Genomic DNA, 17,742 nt, shown 5'->3' on the forward strand with positions numbered 1-17,742 from the left:
TTATATTTCTTTAGCTTCCTCTTCAATTTCACTTTCCTCTTCGTCATCAGAATTTTCGGCAATTAATGATACGGATACGACTTTTTCATTTTCTTCGGTTTTAAACAAAATTACCCCGCCGGTATTACGCCCTGTTATACGCACCGATTCGAGTTTACAACGAATTAACTTACCGCTATTAGTAATTAACATTAATTCATCATCCATAGCAACGGGCATTACGCCGACCACAAGACCGGTTTTGTCGGATATATCCATATTGACAATGCCGCTGCCGCCGCGATTAGTAATTCTATAGCCGTAAGCCGAGCTTCTTTTACCGAAACCGTTTTCGCTAACGGTCATAATAAATTCTTCTGAAATTGCCATTTGTAAAATCATCTCTGAGCTGAGCGTTGAGCCGAATTCTTCCGGTGAAAATGCTTCTCCCTTAGCAATTGCGAGCCTTCGCTCCGTCGGGATTGATAAATAAGCTTCGCGCTCTTCCATAGTACAAGAAACGCCTTTAAGCACGGTCATAGAAATTACCGAGTCATCTTTTGCTAGTCTCATTCCTCGGACGCCGTCAGAGGTACGGCTTTTAATAATACGTAAAGATTCAACCGGAAATCTTAAAGCTTTACCGGCTTTTGTGGCAAGTAAAATATGTTCTTCTTCTTTGCAAACTTTTACGTCCACTAATTTGTCATTATCGTCAAGCCTGATGGCGATTTTGCCGTTTGCTTGGATAAGTTTGAAATCCACTAAATCACTTCTTCTAATATTCCCTAAAGAAGTTGCAAACATAATATTTAAATTATCCCACTCATCTTGATTTTCCGGCAGCGGCATAATATTAGTAATATATTCTTTATCTTTTAAAGGTAAAATATTAACAATCGGTCTACCTTTCCCTTGCGGATTGCTTAGCGGTAATTTATAAAGCTTTAAGCTATAAACTTGCCCGATATTGGAAAAGAACAGCATCGGCGTATGAGTACTACCGACAAATATTTGAGTGGTAATATCTTCATCCCTCATTGATAGACCCGACCTACCTTTGCCGCCGCGTTTTTGCGCTCGATAGCTCGTTAGAGGAACACGTTTTATATAACCACCAAGCGTTACGGTTACTACCATTTCTTCACGCTGAATTAAATCTTCCATATCCTGATCGAAATCACCGAATTCAATCGAGGTGAGGCGAGGGGTAGCAAATTCTTCTTTAACCTTAATTAATTCATCTTTTAAAATTTCTAAAAGTCTATCTCGTGATTCAAGGATATTAAGATATTCACTAACTTCGGTAGCAAGATTTTTAAGATATTCTTCTAACTTATTTTTTTCCATAGCTGTTAAACGTTGCAATCTCATTTCTAAGATAGCCTTAGTTTGAGCTTCGGTAAAATAACATCTTCCTTGGTCATCTATCATAGCTTTATCGTCAACTAGCTTCACGAGCGGTAAAATACTTTGAGCGTCCCAATTTCTTGCCATTAATTCTTGTTTCGCACTATTTGGATCACGGGCCGATTTAATTATACGGATAATTTCGTCGATATTACTAACTGCGATAGTGAGTCCGAGTAATATATGCGCTCTATCTCTGGCTTTATTAAGTAAATATATCGTGCGATTAGTAATTACTACTTCCCGAAAATGAACAAAAGCGCTGATCACCTCTTTTAAATTCATAACTTTCGGTAACCCGTCTTTCAGGGCAAGCATAATCACGCCAAAGCTTGTTTGGAGTTGAGTACAGGCATATATTTGATTTAATACTATTTCCGCTACCACGTCTTTTTTTAGCTCGATATATATTTTTATACCGTTTTTATTTGATTCATCACGTAAATCACTAATACCTTCAATACGCTTTTCCTTAACCATTTCGGCAATTTTCTCTACCAATTTGGCTTTATTGACCATATAAGGAATTTCGGTAATAATAATAGCTTGTCTATTATTTGAAAGATCATCAATTCGCGCCCGTCCTCTTGTTATGATACTTCCACGCCCTGTTAAATATGCCGATTTGATACCGTGCGTGCCTAAAATCATTGAGCCGGTCGGGAAATCAGGACCTTTTACTACTTCTAGAAGGTCCAAAATATCTATATCGTTATTATCGACATATAAACAACAAGCATCAATAACTTCACCGAGATTATGGGGAGGGATATTGGTCGCCATACCGACAGCAATGCCACCGCTACCGTTAACTAGTAAATTAGGGAATATTGAAGGTAAGACTAACGGCTCTTCTTCGGAACCGTCATAATTGGGAACGAAGCCTACAGTTTCTTTGTCGATATCTTCTATTAATTTATGGGCAACCTTGGCAAGGCGCGATTCGGTATATCTCATTGCCGCCGCGGCGTCGCCGTCTATTGAACCGAAATTACCTTGACCGTCAACGAGCGGTAGACGCAACGAAAAATCCTGCGCCATACGAACTAATGAATCATAAATAGCACTATCGCCGTGCGGATGATATTTACCCATTGTGTCACCGACTATTCTTGCCGATTTGCGATAAGGTTTGCCGGCGTGATTACCGGCTTCGTACATTGAGTAAATTATACGGCGGTGTACGGGTTTCAGTCCGTCCCGCACATCCGGTATTGCCCTGCTTACTATAACGCTCATTGCATAATCAAGATAAGACGCTTTCATCTCGTCTTCGATATTTACCGGTATTAAATTAGGATAATCTTTATTATTAGTCACGATTGCGCTGCCTATATTAATTTAAGTCTATTATAGTGATATATTATTTTGCTTTCAAGGATTGCTTTTTGTTATCTTCGTGGGTTTGTTTGTTATTTCTTAGTGAAATAAATTAAGATAGCAGTAATAGCTATTATATTGATAATAACTATTATATATGTTATAGTGATCATAACTATAAATCATTAGGTAAATAATATGGAAAAAAATATTAGTAGTAAAATAGCACAAAATAATTTTGGAGAATTAATGAATGATGCAATGAAAGGACCGGTAATTATAAATAAGTATGGTAAACCTGCTGCAGTTCTTATCTCTCATGAAGAATATGAAAAATTTAATCAACTTGAAGATATGTATTGGATAACGCAAGCAAAAAATGCTAGCAAAAAAGGTTTTCTTTCAGAAAAAGAAAGTGCAAATTTTTTAACTAAAATGTTAGAGCAGTAAATTATGACTCTAATAATATCAAAAGATTCACAAAAATTTATAGAAAAACTAAACCCGAAACAATCAAGGCAAATAGCAATTAAGATTAAAGAACTAAGCGAGGTAATACAGCTAAATTCACAAAGTTTCAGACAAGATGAATTTGAGGACGAGTCTGCACAGCGTACAAAAGTACGTGAGCACAGACGAGTTCCAAAAAATTCGCTTGTATCAAGCTTTGTGAATGACGCTGTAGATCATCCGCACGATAGTAAACTTTTAAAAGGCTCTGAAGAACAGTATCATCGAGTAGATGTAGGAGAATTTCGGATAATTTATCAAAAAAATAAAGAAATATTTTATATTTTTATAATAGGAAAAAGAAATGATGCAGAAGTTTATAAATTATTTAAAAGAAAAATAAATTAGTAAAAAATAATTCAGCATGACAAGAAAGGTCTGGATTCCTGCTTTCGCAGGAATGACATAGAGCAGGTTTAACCTATCCACACAACAACCTCTTCCTACGCTGATCTAATCCGAAAAAAATCATATTCATGTTAAACTTGTTTCAACATAATTTTTCAATTATTATTTAATCACGCAGATAATAAGGAAAAAATATGACCAATATAGTATATAGAAATAACCTAGTGGTAGTTACTCGAGAATACTTAGTAAGCTTATTAAGAGCTTGGCAGCAAAATAAGATAACTACTGAAGAAATTTATGAAACGGCTAATTACTTATATGATTGTGACATTTTAAAAGTGTTAGACTTAGAAAATGGTGATGATTTTTCAGTAGCAACAGAAGCTCTTCAATATCTAGAATCATTAAATATAAATTTTATAACACAAGAAGATATTGAACCGGCTATTGAATTTAAGTATCTAGAGGGTGATAAAAAATGGGAACAATATACTTCTTCAATAAATTACGAAGAGCGAATGAAAAAGCTTAAAGGACAATCTCCATATCTATCTGTTTAGTGGCATTTTGCTAACTAAAGATAGATATCGTCATTGCGAGCGACTGCAAGGAGTGCGGCAATCTAGAAAAAAATAGTCATCCTGAATTTATTTCAGGATCTACTATTAAGAGATGCTGAAACAAGTTCAGCATGACAAGAACTAGATTGCCACGTCGGCATAAATGGCCTCCTCGCAATGACGAGATAAGATTGAGACAATGCAACAACACTCCATTTGAACTAGAATGACATAGAATAAATTTTAATCCCTTAACTCTATATCCTCCGTACTCCATTCGTTAGAGATGTTATTATATTTTAATATATAAGGTTTAGTGTCGATAGAGTCGAGGACTATATCGGCTATCATATCATCATGTGAAGAAATTAAACTATGACCGAAAGAAGAATAATAAGGTTGATAATTTCTAAATCGGATAGTTATAAATTTTTCTTTAGTAATATCAGGCATATATTTTATTAAATCCTTAACATTATCTAACTTATGATTTTCTATCTCATAGATATGAGTTCTATATAAATTTTTATAATCTTGAGTAAAATAAGCAGGGATACTACTAAAGCTACTGCCTGATTGAACGGTTGCTATCGTCAGAGCTTGAGGTACACCTGATTTGCTGCTAAAATAATCGTCGGCTTCAAAAAAGACTGCACCGCCGAAATTAACAAGCTGCTCTATTTTGTTATTATTGATATTATATAAATCTATAGTTTGTTCTATTTTTTTCCCTTCTCGGTAAATTGTCAGTTTAACATTAGTGTTTTTACTATTATCCATTTCTTTATCAAATATAGTAAGATTGCCGCCGAGTTCTATATTGTTAATTTTCCAAATAATATCCCCAGGTTTAAGAAATTTTTCAGCAGGAGAGGCCGGTATAATAGTTTTTACAATCACTACTCTATTTCGTGCATCGGGAAATTTTTTTAAATATATATCCATTTCCGCTTGCGGAAAATTACGATGCCTTACTGCTTTATTTAAAGAATATAATTCGGTAATAATACCGATATGGTTCCTATTTGGAATTTTATTATTCTTAAGGCTCTCTAAACTACGTTGCACATAATCCGAGTGAAGAGCGAATGCGTAAGTTTGTCCGCCGCCGTATATTATGCCGATAGCTTCATTTTTTTCATTTAACACCGGAGAGCCGCTAGCACCTCCGGTAATATTAAGATTAATTATATAAGAGCCTTGCGGCATCTCGCCGTCAATACTATATAAATCGGATAAATAGCCGCTATGAAAGGAAAAACCTTGCGCTTCGGTATTACCTACCACAAAAACGCTTTGATTTAATTTAGGTACTTCCCCCGAAAAAACTATTTGTTCAACCGATTCCGGTAAGTCTGATTTTGCTACTTTTAAAATAGCATAATCCTGCCAGCTATCGTAATAAATAAGTTTTGCCTCGGCTTGCTGACCGCTATGAAAGGTAACAAAATAAGTGCCGATAGAAGCCCTACCGATTACATGCGCGTTAGTAACGATAAAACCGTTTTCTTTATCGGTTACAAAACCGGTACCGGTCCAGCTACCTATATCCTTATAGGCGGATACGGCGATTCTACTGTCAATAGTCACTATGGCTTTTTTTGTATGTTCTAGAGTGCTAGAAGTGCCGGACGCATTAACAATATTTACGAAAAATAAGTTAATGATAAATAAAATTTTTATTAAAATTGAGACTTTTTTCATTTATTCCTCTTGTAAAATTATCACCCTAGCATTATATCAAAAAGGTCAATAATAAAAGATGTATAATAAACGCAAATAAGAAAATACTGCAAGAATAAAATTTTAAAGAGGATAATTATGGGAAAAGTAATAGGTATTGATTTGGGAACCACAAACTCTTGTGTTGCCGTAATGGAGGGTAAGGAACCCAAAGTAATAGAAAATTCCGAAGGTGAGAGGACTACGCCGTCTATCATAGCTTTTGCTAACGGCGAAAAATTAGTCGGTCAGTCGGCAAAAAGGCAAGCGGTAACTAATCCAAGAAATACCGTTTTTGCGGTAAAAAGATTAATAGGAAGAAATTTTACCGATCCGATGGTTAAAAAGGATCAAGATATTGTTCCTTATAAAATAGTAAAAGCTGATAATAACGATGCATGGGTTGAAGTAGACGGACAAAAATATTCGCCGAGTCAGATTAGTGCTTATATTTTGCAAAAAATGAAAGAAACCGCCGAAAATTATCTAGGCGAGAAGGTAACGCAAGCGGTAATTACCGTACCTGCTTATTTCAACGATGCGCAGCGTCAGGCAACAAAGGATGCCGGTAAAATTGCCGGTCTTGAAGTTTTGCGGATAATTAACGAGCCGACGGCTGCGGCCCTTGCTTACGGCTTCGATAAATCAGCTAGTAAAACCATTGCGGTTTATGATCTTGGCGGAGGAACATTTGATATATCAATACTTGAGATAGGCGACGGCGTATTTGAAGTTAAGTCGACTAACGGTGATACTTTCCTTGGCGGTGAAGATTTTGATACTAGAATATTAAATTATTTAATAGATGAATTCAAAAAAGAAAGTAGCGTCGATTTACGCAACGATCCACTCGCATTGCAACGTTTAAAAGAAGCTGCCGAAAAAGCTAAAAAAGAATTATCTACCGCTTTAACTACCGATATTAACTTGCCTTATATTACGGCAGATAATACCGGTCCGAAACATTTAAATATTAAATTTACTAGAGCAAAATTAGAAGCGTTAGTAGCCGATTTAATTGATAATACTATCGAGCCTTGCCGTAAGGCGTTAAAGGATGCCGGCTTAAAAGCCTCTGATATTCAGGAAGTCGTATTGGTTGGCGGTATGACTAGAATGCCGAAAGTGATCGAGAAAGTTAAAGAGTTTTTTGGTCGTGAACCGCATAAGGGAGTTAATCCTGATGAAGTAGTGGCACTCGGTGCTGCTATTCAAGGGGGAGTATTAAATAAAGAAGTAACGGATATATTATTATTAGACGTTACGCCTTTATCGCTCGGAATTGAAACACTTGGAGGCGTATTTACCAGGTTAATCGATCGTAATACTACAATTCCGACCAAAAAGAGCCAAGTATTCTCTACCGCCGACGATAATCAGCATGCGGTAACTATTCGGGTGTTCCAAGGTGAGCGAGAAATGGCGGCCAGTAATAAATTGCTTGGGCAATTTAATCTTGAAGGTATACCTCCTGCGCCGCGCGGCATGCCGCAAATAGAAGTGACTTTTGATATTGACGTTAACGGTATAGTGCATGTTTCCGCTAAAGATAAAGCTAGCGGTAAGGAGCAAAAAGTAACTATCCAAGCATCGGGCGGACTTAGTGAAGCGGAGATTGAGCAGATGGTTAAAGATGCCGAAAAAAATGCCGAAGAAGATAAAAAGCGAAAAGAGTTAATTGAAGCTAAAAATAACGCCGATAGTCTAATTTATTCTACCGAGAAGACTCTTAAAGATTACGGTGATAAGGTATCTGCTGAAGATAAAGCCGGAATAGAGGAAGCTATTACAGGTTTAAAAGCTGTTTTAGAGTCGGAAGATGTAGCTCAGATTAAAGAAAAAACGGAAGCGTTAACGGCTAGTAGTATGAAAGTCGGTGAAGCAATGTATAAATCTCAAGCGGAAAATACTAATACTGCCGAGCCTGAAACTACCAATGACGAAAAAGTAGTAGACGCTAATTTTGAAGATATAGAGAAGAAGTAAGTTTGTTACGTGGATGCCTCAAACGTCATTGCGAGGAGATGCTTTAACATCGACGCGGCAATCCAGACTTTTCTTTGTCATGCTGAACAAGTTTTGCGCATCTTTTTGTATTTGATCCTGAAATAAATTCAGGATGACTATAATTTTCTGGATTCCCGCCTTTAGCTAGAATGACATACTGTTGCTTTATTGAGCCATGCAACAATGCCCCGCCTTCACGGGAATGGCATCAATGATATTAAAAAAACATACAATTAATTATTCTTAAATCATGTCACAAACTGATTACTATCAAATACTTGGCGTTAGTAAGTCCGCGACTCAAGCAGAGCTAAAAAAAGCTTACCATACACTAGCTAAGCAATATCATCCCGATAATAATAAGGTCGAGGATAAAAACGCCGAGAAAAAATTTAAAGAAATAAGCGCCGCTTATGATGTTCTAAAAGATGAGCAAAAAAGAGCGGCTTATGATCGTTTCGGGCATGATGCTTTTCAAAATAGAGGCGGTGGCGGTTCACAAAGTCATGGGCAAGGTCAAGCCGGCGGATTTCATGCCGATATTAATGACATATTCGGTGATTTTTTTAGTGATTTCATGGGCGGAAATAAAAGATCGCGTTCTACTTCAAGCAAAATTAGGGGATCGGATTTAAAATATAATTTAACAATTAGTTTAGAAGAAGCTTTTCACGGTGTCGATAAAAATGTTAGTTTTTCTAGTGAAGTAAAATGTGATTCATGCCATGGTACCGGTTCTGAAACTAATGAAGGAATGACTAGTTGCAGTGTTTGCGGCGGTCATGGAGTAACAAGTATGCAACAAGGGTTTTTTACCTTAGAGCAGGCCTGTAATCATTGCCAGGGTAGCGGACAAATTATAAAAAATCCATGTAAAAAATGTCGTGGTAACGGGCGCTATGCTAAACATAGGAACTTAACGGTAAATATTCCTGCGGGCGTGGAAAACGGGACGAGGATAAGGCATACCGGTGAGGGGGAAGCAGGAATTCGAGGAGGAAGTAACGGGGATTTATATGTCGATATTGCCATAAAACCTCATGACCTTTATAAAATAGAGGGAGTAAATTTACATTGTAAGCTACCGATTAGTTTTGTAAAAGCTGCTCTTGGCGATGATATAGAAGTGCCGGTAATTGAAGGCGGAAAAGTAAATTTAAAAATTCCTGCCGGTACGCAAAGCGGTGATCAGCTAAGACTTCGAGGCAAAGGAATGTCTAAGATTAGAGCAACTATTAGGGGCGATATGATTGCCCATATTCATATTGAGATACCTAAAAATTTAACCAAAAGACAAAAAGAATTATTAGAAGAATTTAAAAAAGAATCGGGAAACGATAAAGATAATGATAGTAATTTTTTTAATAAAATGAAAAATTTATGGTCGTGAAATTTTCGTATGGAATTTAAAGCTTAAATATTATATTATTAGATAGATTAATTTTAATTTTGTTCACAGAACCTATATATTAAATTGAGAGGAATTTATGCCGTACAAAAATAACGATAGCCTACCTGAAACAGTTAAAAATCATCTTCCTGCCCATGCTCAAGATATTTATCGAGAAGCTTTTAACCATGCTTTTGAAGAATATAAATCACCTGAAAAAAGACGCGGTAATGATTCAAGAGAAACAGTAGCGCATAAAGTAGCTTGGGCAGCAGTCGAAAAAAAATATCATAAAAATGAAAAAGGTCTGTGGGTGGATAAGTAGACCTTGTTGCATGGCTCGATAAAAGCAGCAGTATGTCATTCTAGCTAAAGGCGGGAATCCAGAAAAAAACCAAAAAGTCATCCTGAATTTATTTCAGGATCTACTCAAAAAGATGCTGAAACAAGTTCAGCATGACACAAGTAAGACTGGATTCCCGCTTTTAGCTAGAATGACATCGAAAATTTGAGCCATGCAACAATGCCGGAGAAGTAAGGTAACTTATAAACACTAATTTACTTTGTTTTTTATAATTAATTAATAAAAATTAAATAATACTTGACTTTTAGATGAAATGTTAGTATATTTTGCCTAAATTAATTTAGGGTATATTTTTATGAGTGGAAACCTAATAAGTTTAGATACTGCTACAGACATAAATTTAGAGGATATAGAACTAGTTTCTTTAACGGAGATTCCTAATAAATCTATAAGTTCTAGTAAACTTGCTCACTCAGCAATAAATCTTGCCTATAATAGTGCCGATTCAGAGAAATATTTAGCAAAGGCTTTAGAAATAGACGGTAAAGAGTTAGTCGGTAGCGGTTTTGAAATACTTGCCGCATCAAGGGAGTTGAATACTTCACAGTATGGTTATAAAGCCGTAGCGTTTATTAATAAGCAGACTAAAGAAATTCATATTGCTAGTGCAGGAACAAAAGCTGATAAGTATGATTTATGGGATGATGTATTAATTACTTTTCATTATACTCCTAATAAACTAGCCTCGGTTAAAGAATTTATTGATGAAATAATTGTAAAAATCGCCAAAGAAGAAAATAGCGAAGAAGCAGTACAAAATTATACTTTTAGCACTAGCGGGCATTCTCTAGGGGCGATTGTATCAGATTTGACAGCGGTGGAGTTATATTCGCGTAATTTCAAGTTTGATAAATCGACAACTTTTGATAGTCCCGGCTCAAGTGAAGTAGTAAAATATGCTATTCAAGACAAGCTATTTACGGGTGAAGTTAAGGCTTCAATAGAAGAATTAGCTAAGCATTCCGTAATATATAATGCAAAACCTAATTTTATCAATACTACTAATAATCACTTGGGAGAAGTAAATTTAGTTCTTCCGCAAGTAAAAAATAATATAGTAGAAGAGCAAAAAACACCGAAGGCTTCAGGATTTTTGGGATGGGGCGAATATTTGTATAATACAATCGGCTCTATAGTTCAAACAAGTGCTGATTATTTAGGTATTACAAGTATAATGGAGCAAATCAATCAACATAAGCTTCATAATTTTGCTGATTTAGATAAGCTTGTTTATGCAGTAGAGGGTTGGAATGGAACTCAACCGATATTAAGAAATGATAAGGACAATGCTCAGTTTAAAGCTGTAAAATCTACAGGGAAAGATGTTGTATTATTTGATGAGCATGAATATGGCAGTTTAGTGTTGATAAATCAATATCCCTTAGCATATTCGGATTTACAAAATTGTACCATGGAAGAAGTATTGCCGATAGGGGATATAAATAATAATTCAATTTCCGTGTGTTAAGTTATTTATAATATAAAAAATAAATTTCAAATGTTAGATTTTTTTTCTTATGGTCTTGCACGTACAGTAAGAAGTGCAACCGGAGCTGCTTCCGGTATTGTAGTTTGTATTGCAGATACTATTACTAAGTATGTTAATGATTTAGTAAGTGAGCAACCGGGTAGTAATAATTTTACTATTAGGGAAGAAGAAGACTGGCTTGTCGTTGACGTCGAGCCTATAGGAGAGACAACTCCGCCGCAAAATAATCAATAAATCACTTATTCCCCCCTTAATAATTCATAAATATTTCTAGCCGTTTTGCGAGTATTTACATATTCACTATTTTATAGTATAATATATAAATATTAAGCTAAGGTATTTATGTCGATATTACCGATAGTAACGGCTCCGGATAATAGATTAAAGCAAAAATCTTTGCCGGTAGAGCTAATTACTAAAGAAACTCAAAAATTCATGGATGATATGGTGGAAACTATGTATCATGAGGATGGCTCCGGTCTTGCTGCGGTACAGGTTGGTGCTTTGAAGAGGATTTTGGTAATTGATATAAAAGATCACGATGAAGTGCCAAGACCTGCAAATTTTTATCCTCTTTTTATAGTAAATCCTGAAATAATAGAAAAATCAGCAGAATTAGTAACCGCTAAAGAAGGTTGTATTTCTGTTCCTGAGCAAAGATATGAAATAACACGACCTGAATCCGTAAAAATAAAATATTTAGATTATTATAATAATCCGCAAGAGCTTGAGGCGAATGACTGGCTAGCAAGAGTTATCCAGCATGAATATGATCATTTAGAAGGTAAATTAATGATCGACTATTTAAGTAGTCTAAAAAGAGATGTTGCGCTAAGAAAACTCCGAAAACTTAAAAATAATATAGTGTGAAAATAATCCTCATGGGGACGCCTGCCTTTGCGCTGCCCGCCCTTGAAAAACTTATAGCCTCTAATAACCACCGCCTAGTTAGCGTTTTTACGCAAAGACCAAAGGCTAAGGGCAGGCGGCTTCACGAGATAAAATCCCCTGTACATCAATTAGCTCTGCAGCATCAAATACCTGTTTATACTCCTGTCACATTAAAATCAGATGAAGTAACTAACCTTATCAATTCTATAGAAGCCGATATAATAATAGTAGTAGCTTACGGTTTTATAGTTCCGACGGCAATTTTAAATGCTAAGAAATACGGTTGTTTAAATATTCACCCGTCTGATTTGCCAAGGCATCGTGGGGCTGCGCCTTTGCAGCGTACTATTATCTGCGGCGATAAGATAAGTGCCGTATGTATTATACGAATGAATGAGGGACTTGATACCGGCGATATAATAGTAAAACAAAATTTTGATATACCGGCGAGAATGACGTTAGAGGAGTTGCATAATAAATGTGCTGTTATGGGAGCCGAACTTTTAATTAAAACATTAGATGAAATAGATAATTTGCCGCCTGTTCCTCAAATTGACAAAGGCGTAAGTTATGCGTATAAACTTACTAAAGAAGAAGGAAAAATTAATTGGGAAGAAACCGCTTATCAAATAGATTGTAAAATCCGCGGAATGAACCCATGGCCCGGAGTATATTTTAGTTATAAAGATAAAATTATCAAAATTCTTGAGGCGGATTATCTAGACCAACCTCATGATTTTCCAGCCGGTACGGTCATTAGTAAAAAATTAGAAGTAGCTTGCGGCAGCGGTATATTGATAATTAAAAAGCTACAACAAGAGAGCAAGAGATCGCTAATAACTGAGGAATTTTTACGAGGCATGGACATACCGGTTGGTACTTTATTGATTTCGAGGGAGTGAAAATACAGCTCATTTTCCCGCACTCTTCTATGTCATTCCCATAAAAACGGGAATCTAGACTTTTCTTTGTCATGCTGAACTTGGTTCAGCATCTCATTAATAGATCCTGAAATAAATTCAGGATGACTATTTTTTTTCTAGATTCCCGCTTTTAGCTAGAATGACATACGGCACTTTTTTAGAGCCATGCAACAACGCCCCTTCGCGCGGCGTGCATGGCTCTAAAATTAATAAAAAACCCGTCATTGCGAAGCCACGAAGTGGCTGTGGCAATCTAGTTTTTGTCATGCTGAACTTGTTTCAGCATGACAAAAGAAAGCCTGGATTCCTGCCTTTAGCTAGGAATGACATCGAAGGTGCTTTTAACTATCCAAACCCCAATGCCTGCGCAGGGATGATATCGGTTTTAAAAGCTTTCAAGTTTATAATTTTTCTTTTATTTTCTTTTTGTTAGCCAAACACTTTACTAAATTGTTAATTGCTTGTTGTTCCGTACTATCAATTTTCATAAAATTTCTTGAAACTTCAATACACATACGTTGATGTTGAGTATGAATAGGTTGCGGGTTATCGGCTTCATCTAAGCCGTCAAAAAAATAATCAATATTTCTATCTAAAGCTTTTGCAATAAATACTAATCTACCGACTGAAATCCTGTTAATTGCTTTTTCGTATTTTTGTAGTTGTTGATGGGTAACATCTATCACTTCTGCAAGTTGTTGACGAGACAAACCTTTTGCAAGGCGCAAGGAATAAATCTTTTTTCCGATAAAATCATCAATTTTTTGTATGAAGTCATTTTTTCTTACCATTATTATCTCCCTGATTAATTATTGTTTACTGTTATAGTAATTGTTTTTCTAACAAAATTGTCAATTATTGCGTGTTGTAAAAATACTGATTACTAAAAATCCAGTATTTATAAATGTTATACAATTATGAGTGGAAATTGTACCATATTTTAATATTACATACAACTATAAAATAACAATTTTTAAGCTTTTTGTAATTATTTATTAAATATTTCTTAAGTATGTTTTAATATATTTGAAATGAAACCTAAAAATAAAAAAAAATTATAATAAATTTAAAATATTTCTTATTAAATTTGTACTTTAGCAGTATATTAGTATTCGTTTAAAAATAACTTAATTTTTGACGATAATATTTAAAAATATTTTTATAAAAATATATGGTAAAAATATCACGTAAATATCGCAGATAGAGATCAAGTTAATAAAAATTGTAGCTGCTTTATATTTTAACAAATCAGCTAGTTGTTAAAAATTATTTTCTACTGAAAAATATAAATAATTGCAACTTATAAAAATTTTTTAATTTCCGGTATTATATAGAGTTATAAGTCTTAAGCAAGAAGAATTTTAAAATTTTACTAAAAGATAATTTAAAAAAACAGAAACGTGGTTTTTTATACCTATAATAATTTAAATATATATATTTTTAATATCACTTTGCACTTTACTATAAAACTTTGTATGCTTTCCAAGTTGTATACTAAAATAAAAAATCTTTAATGAGTAAAATTGTTAGCTGCCTTTATTATGCGTTTTTCAGAACCATAGAACACGACGGGATTGAACATTCCGGTTATATGTCGTTTATGATACTCTTATCTATTTTCCCCTTTTTAGTATTTTTATTAGCTCTTACAAGTTTTTTGGGCGCTTCGGAACTTGGACAAAATTTTATACAAATTTTTCTAGAAAGCATGCCTGAGCAAGCAACCGAATCAATTCAAAAAAGAATAAAAGAATTATTAAGCGCTCCTCCTCAAAGCCTTATGACTCTTGCGGTGGTAGGTAGCGTCTGGACGGCTTCATCATTTGTCGAGTGCCTTAGAACAATATTAAACCGCGTATATGAAATAAAATCTCCTCCGCCTTATATAAGAAGAAGATTACTTAGCATTATACAATTTCTTATAATAAGTATATTAATTACCCTTACGATGTTTCTTTTAGTTTTTATCCCGATAATACTTACAAAAATTCCGGTAATATTAGAAGTTATTGACCAACATAAAAATACTTTAAATTTTATAAGATATGCTTTAATTTTAGCTTTACTATTCCTCGGAGCTTCTTCGCTATATTATATATTACCTAATATAAAACTAAATTTTGTCGATGTATTTCCCGGTGCTTTTTTAACGGTAATATTATGGATAATAAGCGGCTACTTACTTTCTACTTATATTGTATATTATAATCAATTAAACATAATGTACGGATCTTTGGGCAGCATAATAGTTACGCTAATATTTTTTTATATTATCAATATGATTTTCATTTACGGTGCAGAATTTAATTATCTAATGAATAATTATAGTTGATCTATGCAAACGATACCAATAGCGTTGCTGAATGGCTTAAAATGAAAGTTTAATAACTATTAGTTAGTTTAGTTATTGGCTACTAAAAAGTCATTGCGAAAAAAGTATTGTTGTGTGGATACCCAAAACGTCATTGTGAGCATTGTTGCATGGCTCGAAAATTAATAAAAACCCGTCATTGCGAAGCCACGAAGTGGCTGTGGCAATCCAGGCTATCCCGAATGTAAAGAGGGATTTAATTAGAATGCTAAACATAGTTTAGCATAAAAATATGTTTATACTTGATTGCCGCGTCGGCATAAATGCCTCCTCGCAATGACGATTCCGGTATCCATGCAACAACGCCTTTCGGGAATGACATCGAAAATTCGAGCCATGCAACAACGCCTACAGCTTCTCGCAATGACGTTTAACGTTCCACACAACAAGTTATAAGTGACCGGTAGAACCAAACCCATTTAAGCCTCGCGCCGTTTCCTCCAGAGAATCGCTTTCTTCCCATGATATTTGCTCATATTTAGCAATTACTATTTGAGCAATTCTCATGCCTCGTTCAATAATAAAATCTTGCTTACTTAAATTAATTAAAATAACTTTTATTTCACCGCGGTAATCAGCATCAATAGTGCCTGGAGAATTAGCAACCGTAATACCGTGTTTAGCAGCAAGTCCAGAGCGTGGTCTTATTTGAGCTTCAAATGAAAAAGGCAAAGCTATAGCAATACCGGTGGATATTAATACTATTTCCCCTGCTTTGATAGCAACAGGTTCTATATTTGCGGCAAATAAATCCATACCTGCACTATGTTCCGTTGCATAACTAGGCAATAAGCTTGTGAAATTCGAGAGTTTTTGAATTTTTACTTTAGTGGTCATATAAAAAAATGTGATAATTATAGAAGGAAAGAAATTATAGTTATTTAGCTGCTTTGTCAAGGAGACGAAGTTAGAATAAAATTTATTCTAACTTCGGTTAGGGTTTTATTTATTTATGTTAAAATTTATGCTGTATATGACTTGACTGATGTTGTCGCATGGCTCGAATTTTCGATGTCATTCCCGCGAAAACGGGAATCCAGAAAGTTAATATGAACAAATTAACTTTTAATATATCCATTACAATGGATTATTCAAGCTATGCTCACCGTACATTTCCTTACTGTCTATCACTTCTACCCCTTTAATAATCAAATGCATGATATAATATAATCCGGAACCGAACACCACGGCATAAACCAGTATAAAGGCAATAAGAGAAATAAATACATACTCCCCAAGCACGGGCGATACTACTTCCGATGTTCTAAGAATATTATAAACAATATAAGGTTGCCTACCGATTTCGGTAACAAACCAGCCCGCTAGTACTGCTATAAAGCCGGAGGGAGCCATTGCTATATACCAATATTGAAACCATTTGGTAGTAAATAATTTTTTACGTAAATAAAGACATAAGCCGATAATACCGGTAAATATCATTAAAAAACCGATGCCGATCATTACGCGAAAGCTCCAAAATACTATAGCAACCGGTGGACGCTGATCTTTTCTCCACTCTTTTAAACCTTGTATCTTGCCGTTAAGGCTATGGGTTAATATTAAACTAGCGGCTTTCGGTATTTCAATAGCATATTTCGTTTCCTCTGCCTTTTCGTCCGGCCAGCCGATAAGATTAAACCCCACTCCTTCACCCGTTTCCCAAATTCCTTCCATAGCAGCTATTTTTGTAGGCTGATATTGCAGCGTATTTAAACCGTGCCGATCGCCGATAAAAAGCTGGATAGGAGCAACGAATAATGCCATTAACACCGCCATAAAAAGCATAATTTTAGCATGCTCTTTATAGCGATTATTTAGTAGATACCAACAACCTACACCGCCAATGACAAAAGAAGTAGTAAGATATGAAGCGGTAAGCATGTGCAAGAAGCGGTAAGGGAAAGAAGGATTGAAAATAATTTCTAACCAATTTAAAGGATAGAAAAAACCGTCTTCGCTTAATCTAAAGCCGGTCGGGGTGTGCATCCAACTATTAGCGGACAGAATCCAAAAGGCCGAAATAACCGTGCCGATCGCTACAATTAAAGTAGCTATAAAATGCATTTTTTTGCTAACTTTGTTAAAGCCGAATAGCATAATACCGAGAAAAGAGGACTCAAGAAAAAAAGCCGTAAGAACTTCAAAGCCTAATAAAGGACCGAGTACGTTACCGACTTTGTCCGAAAAACCCGACCAGTTAGTACCGAATTGATAAGACATTACCACACCGGAGACTACTCCCATACCGAAAGTAACGGCAAAAATTTTTACCCAAAATTTATATATTTCTTGATAAATGTTATTTTTTGTTTTTAGCCATAATTCTTCCACGACAGCCAACCAACTAGCAAGCCCGATAGTGAATGCCGGAAAAATTATATGAAAACTTATAGTAAAAGCGAATTGTATCCTTGATAATAATACTTGATCAAATTCCATATTATATTTGCTTTAA

The 17,742-nt window shown here is 35.1% G+C and carries 20 protein-coding genes; 12 read left to right on the forward strand and 8 right to left on the reverse strand.

Going from position 1 to position 17,742, the window contains the following annotated elements:
* Positions 1-2,709, reverse strand: coding sequence for a DNA topoisomerase (ATP-hydrolyzing) subunit A (gene gyrA, locus AAHM91_RS03310; protein ID WP_342269867.1), 2,709 nt, complete (start codon positions 2,707-2,709; stop codon positions 1-3).
* Between the two features lie 198 nt (positions 2,710-2,907).
* On the opposite strand from gyrA, the gene AAHM91_RS03315 reads away from it, so the two are divergent.
* The 3 genes from AAHM91_RS03315 (at position 2,908) to AAHM91_RS03325 (ending at position 4,130) form a co-directional block, all read left to right on the forward strand.
* Positions 2,908-3,159 (forward strand): type II toxin-antitoxin system Phd/YefM family antitoxin, encoded by a 252-nt coding sequence (locus AAHM91_RS03315; protein WP_253307536.1) that lies wholly within the window; start codon positions 2,908-2,910, stop codon positions 3,157-3,159.
* A 3-nt stretch (positions 3,160-3,162) separates the two neighbouring features.
* On the forward strand, positions 3,163-3,567 hold the full coding sequence (locus tag AAHM91_RS10930; RefSeq protein WP_410526158.1) for a palindromic element RPE3 domain-containing protein: 405 nt from the start codon (positions 3,163-3,165) through the stop codon (positions 3,565-3,567).
* Positions 3,568-3,761: 194 nt separating this feature from the next.
* On the forward strand, positions 3,762-4,130 hold the full coding sequence (locus AAHM91_RS03325; protein WP_342269868.1) for a hypothetical protein: 369 nt from the start codon (positions 3,762-3,764) through the stop codon (positions 4,128-4,130).
* Positions 4,131-4,373: 243 nt separating this feature from the next.
* On the opposite strand, the gene AAHM91_RS03330 is transcribed toward AAHM91_RS03325, so the two are convergent.
* Positions 4,374-5,834, reverse strand: coding sequence for a S1C family serine protease (locus AAHM91_RS03330; protein ID WP_342269869.1), 1,461 nt, complete (start codon positions 5,832-5,834; stop codon positions 4,374-4,376).
* 117 nt (positions 5,835-5,951) lie between these two features.
* Here AAHM91_RS03330 and dnaK point away from each other — a divergent pair, with 117 nt between their 5' ends.
* Positions 5,952-7,838, forward strand: coding sequence for a molecular chaperone DnaK (gene dnaK, locus AAHM91_RS03335; RefSeq protein ID WP_253307540.1), 1,887 nt, complete (start codon positions 5,952-5,954; stop codon positions 7,836-7,838).
* 43 nt (positions 7,839-7,881) lie between these two features.
* On the opposite strand, the gene AAHM91_RS03340 is transcribed toward dnaK, so the two are convergent.
* Entirely contained in the window at positions 7,882-8,040 is a 159-nt protein-coding gene (locus AAHM91_RS03340) for a hypothetical protein (RefSeq protein ID WP_341792766.1), read from the reverse strand.
* A 69-nt stretch (positions 8,041-8,109) separates the two neighbouring features.
* Here AAHM91_RS03340 and dnaJ point away from each other — a divergent pair, with 69 nt between their 5' ends.
* The 6 genes from dnaJ to fmt all read left to right on the forward strand — a co-directional run bounded on the left by dnaJ (position 8,110) and on the right by fmt (position 12,895).
* Positions 8,110-9,249, forward strand: a complete 1,140-nt coding sequence (dnaJ, locus tag AAHM91_RS03345; protein ID WP_342269870.1) for a molecular chaperone DnaJ — start codon at positions 8,110-8,112, stop codon at positions 9,247-9,249.
* Positions 9,250-9,346: 97 nt separating this feature from the next.
* The gene (locus tag AAHM91_RS03350) at positions 9,347-9,574 is read left to right on the forward strand and encodes a ChaB family protein (protein ID WP_342269871.1); all 228 of its coding nucleotides are present in this window, start codon (positions 9,347-9,349) and stop codon (positions 9,572-9,574) included.
* 334 nt (positions 9,575-9,908) lie between these two features.
* Positions 9,909-11,081, forward strand: a complete 1,173-nt coding sequence (locus AAHM91_RS03355; RefSeq protein ID WP_341792763.1) for a hypothetical protein — start codon at positions 9,909-9,911, stop codon at positions 11,079-11,081.
* A 30-nt stretch (positions 11,082-11,111) separates the two neighbouring features.
* A complete protein-coding gene (locus AAHM91_RS03360) occupies positions 11,112-11,336 on the forward strand; it encodes a hypothetical protein (RefSeq protein ID WP_342269872.1) in 225 nt (74 codons plus the stop codon).
* A 108-nt stretch (positions 11,337-11,444) separates the two neighbouring features.
* Positions 11,445-11,972, forward strand: a complete 528-nt coding sequence (def, locus tag AAHM91_RS03365; RefSeq protein WP_342269873.1) for a peptide deformylase — start codon at positions 11,445-11,447, stop codon at positions 11,970-11,972.
* Positions 11,969-12,895 (forward strand): methionyl-tRNA formyltransferase, encoded by a 927-nt coding sequence (gene fmt, locus AAHM91_RS03370; protein ID WP_342269874.1) that lies wholly within the window; start codon positions 11,969-11,971, stop codon positions 12,893-12,895. The genes def and fmt overlap by 4 nt, the downstream gene beginning before the upstream one ends.
* A gap of 126 nt (positions 12,896-13,021) precedes the next feature.
* Here the strand turns inward: fmt and AAHM91_RS03375 are convergent, their stop codons facing one another.
* On the reverse strand, positions 13,022-13,183 hold the full coding sequence (locus AAHM91_RS03375) for a hypothetical protein (protein ID WP_342269875.1): 162 nt from the start codon (positions 13,181-13,183) through the stop codon (positions 13,022-13,024).
* Between AAHM91_RS03375 and AAHM91_RS03380 the strand changes: the two genes are divergently transcribed.
* Positions 13,182-13,349 carry a hypothetical protein gene (locus AAHM91_RS03380; protein ID WP_342269876.1) on the forward strand — a complete coding sequence of 56 codons (168 nt, stop codon included), beginning with the start codon at positions 13,182-13,184 and terminating at the stop codon, positions 13,347-13,349. The two genes, AAHM91_RS03375 and AAHM91_RS03380, sit on opposite strands and share 2 nt — an antisense overlap.
* Here the strand turns inward: AAHM91_RS03380 and AAHM91_RS03385 are convergent.
* Positions 13,318-13,707: a helix-turn-helix domain-containing protein gene (locus AAHM91_RS03385; protein ID WP_253307547.1), complete on the reverse strand. Its 390-nt coding sequence runs from the start codon at positions 13,705-13,707 to the stop codon at positions 13,318-13,320. The genes AAHM91_RS03380 and AAHM91_RS03385 overlap by 32 nt on opposite strands.
* 722 nt (positions 13,708-14,429) lie before the next feature.
* On the opposite strand from AAHM91_RS03385, the gene AAHM91_RS03390 reads away from it, so the two are divergent.
* Entirely contained in the window at positions 14,430-15,248 is an 819-nt protein-coding gene (locus AAHM91_RS03390) for a YihY/virulence factor BrkB family protein (RefSeq protein ID WP_253307548.1), read from the forward strand.
* 429 nt (positions 15,249-15,677) lie between these two features.
* On the opposite strand, the gene dut is transcribed toward AAHM91_RS03390, so the two are convergent.
* The 3 genes from dut to AAHM91_RS03405 all read right to left on the reverse strand — a co-directional run bounded on the left by dut (position 15,678) and on the right by AAHM91_RS03405 (position 17,726).
* On the reverse strand, positions 15,678-16,124 hold the full coding sequence (gene dut, locus AAHM91_RS03395; protein ID WP_342269897.1) for a dUTP diphosphatase: 447 nt from the start codon (positions 16,122-16,124) through the stop codon (positions 15,678-15,680).
* A gap of 118 nt (positions 16,125-16,242) precedes the next feature.
* Positions 16,243-16,365 carry a hypothetical protein gene (locus AAHM91_RS03400; protein ID WP_342269877.1) on the reverse strand — a complete coding sequence of 41 codons (123 nt, stop codon included), beginning with the start codon at positions 16,363-16,365 and terminating at the stop codon, positions 16,243-16,245.
* Positions 16,365-17,726, reverse strand: a complete 1,362-nt coding sequence (locus AAHM91_RS03405; protein ID WP_342269878.1) for a cytochrome ubiquinol oxidase subunit I — start codon at positions 17,724-17,726, stop codon at positions 16,365-16,367. Before AAHM91_RS03405 ends, AAHM91_RS03400 begins: the two co-directional genes overlap by 1 nt.
* Between the last annotated feature and the right edge of the window lie 16 nt (positions 17,727-17,742).

The sequence above is a fragment of the Rickettsia endosymbiont of Orchestes rusci genome, assembly GCF_964030945.1.
GTDB lineage: Bacteria > Pseudomonadota > Alphaproteobacteria > Rickettsiales > Rickettsiaceae > Rickettsia.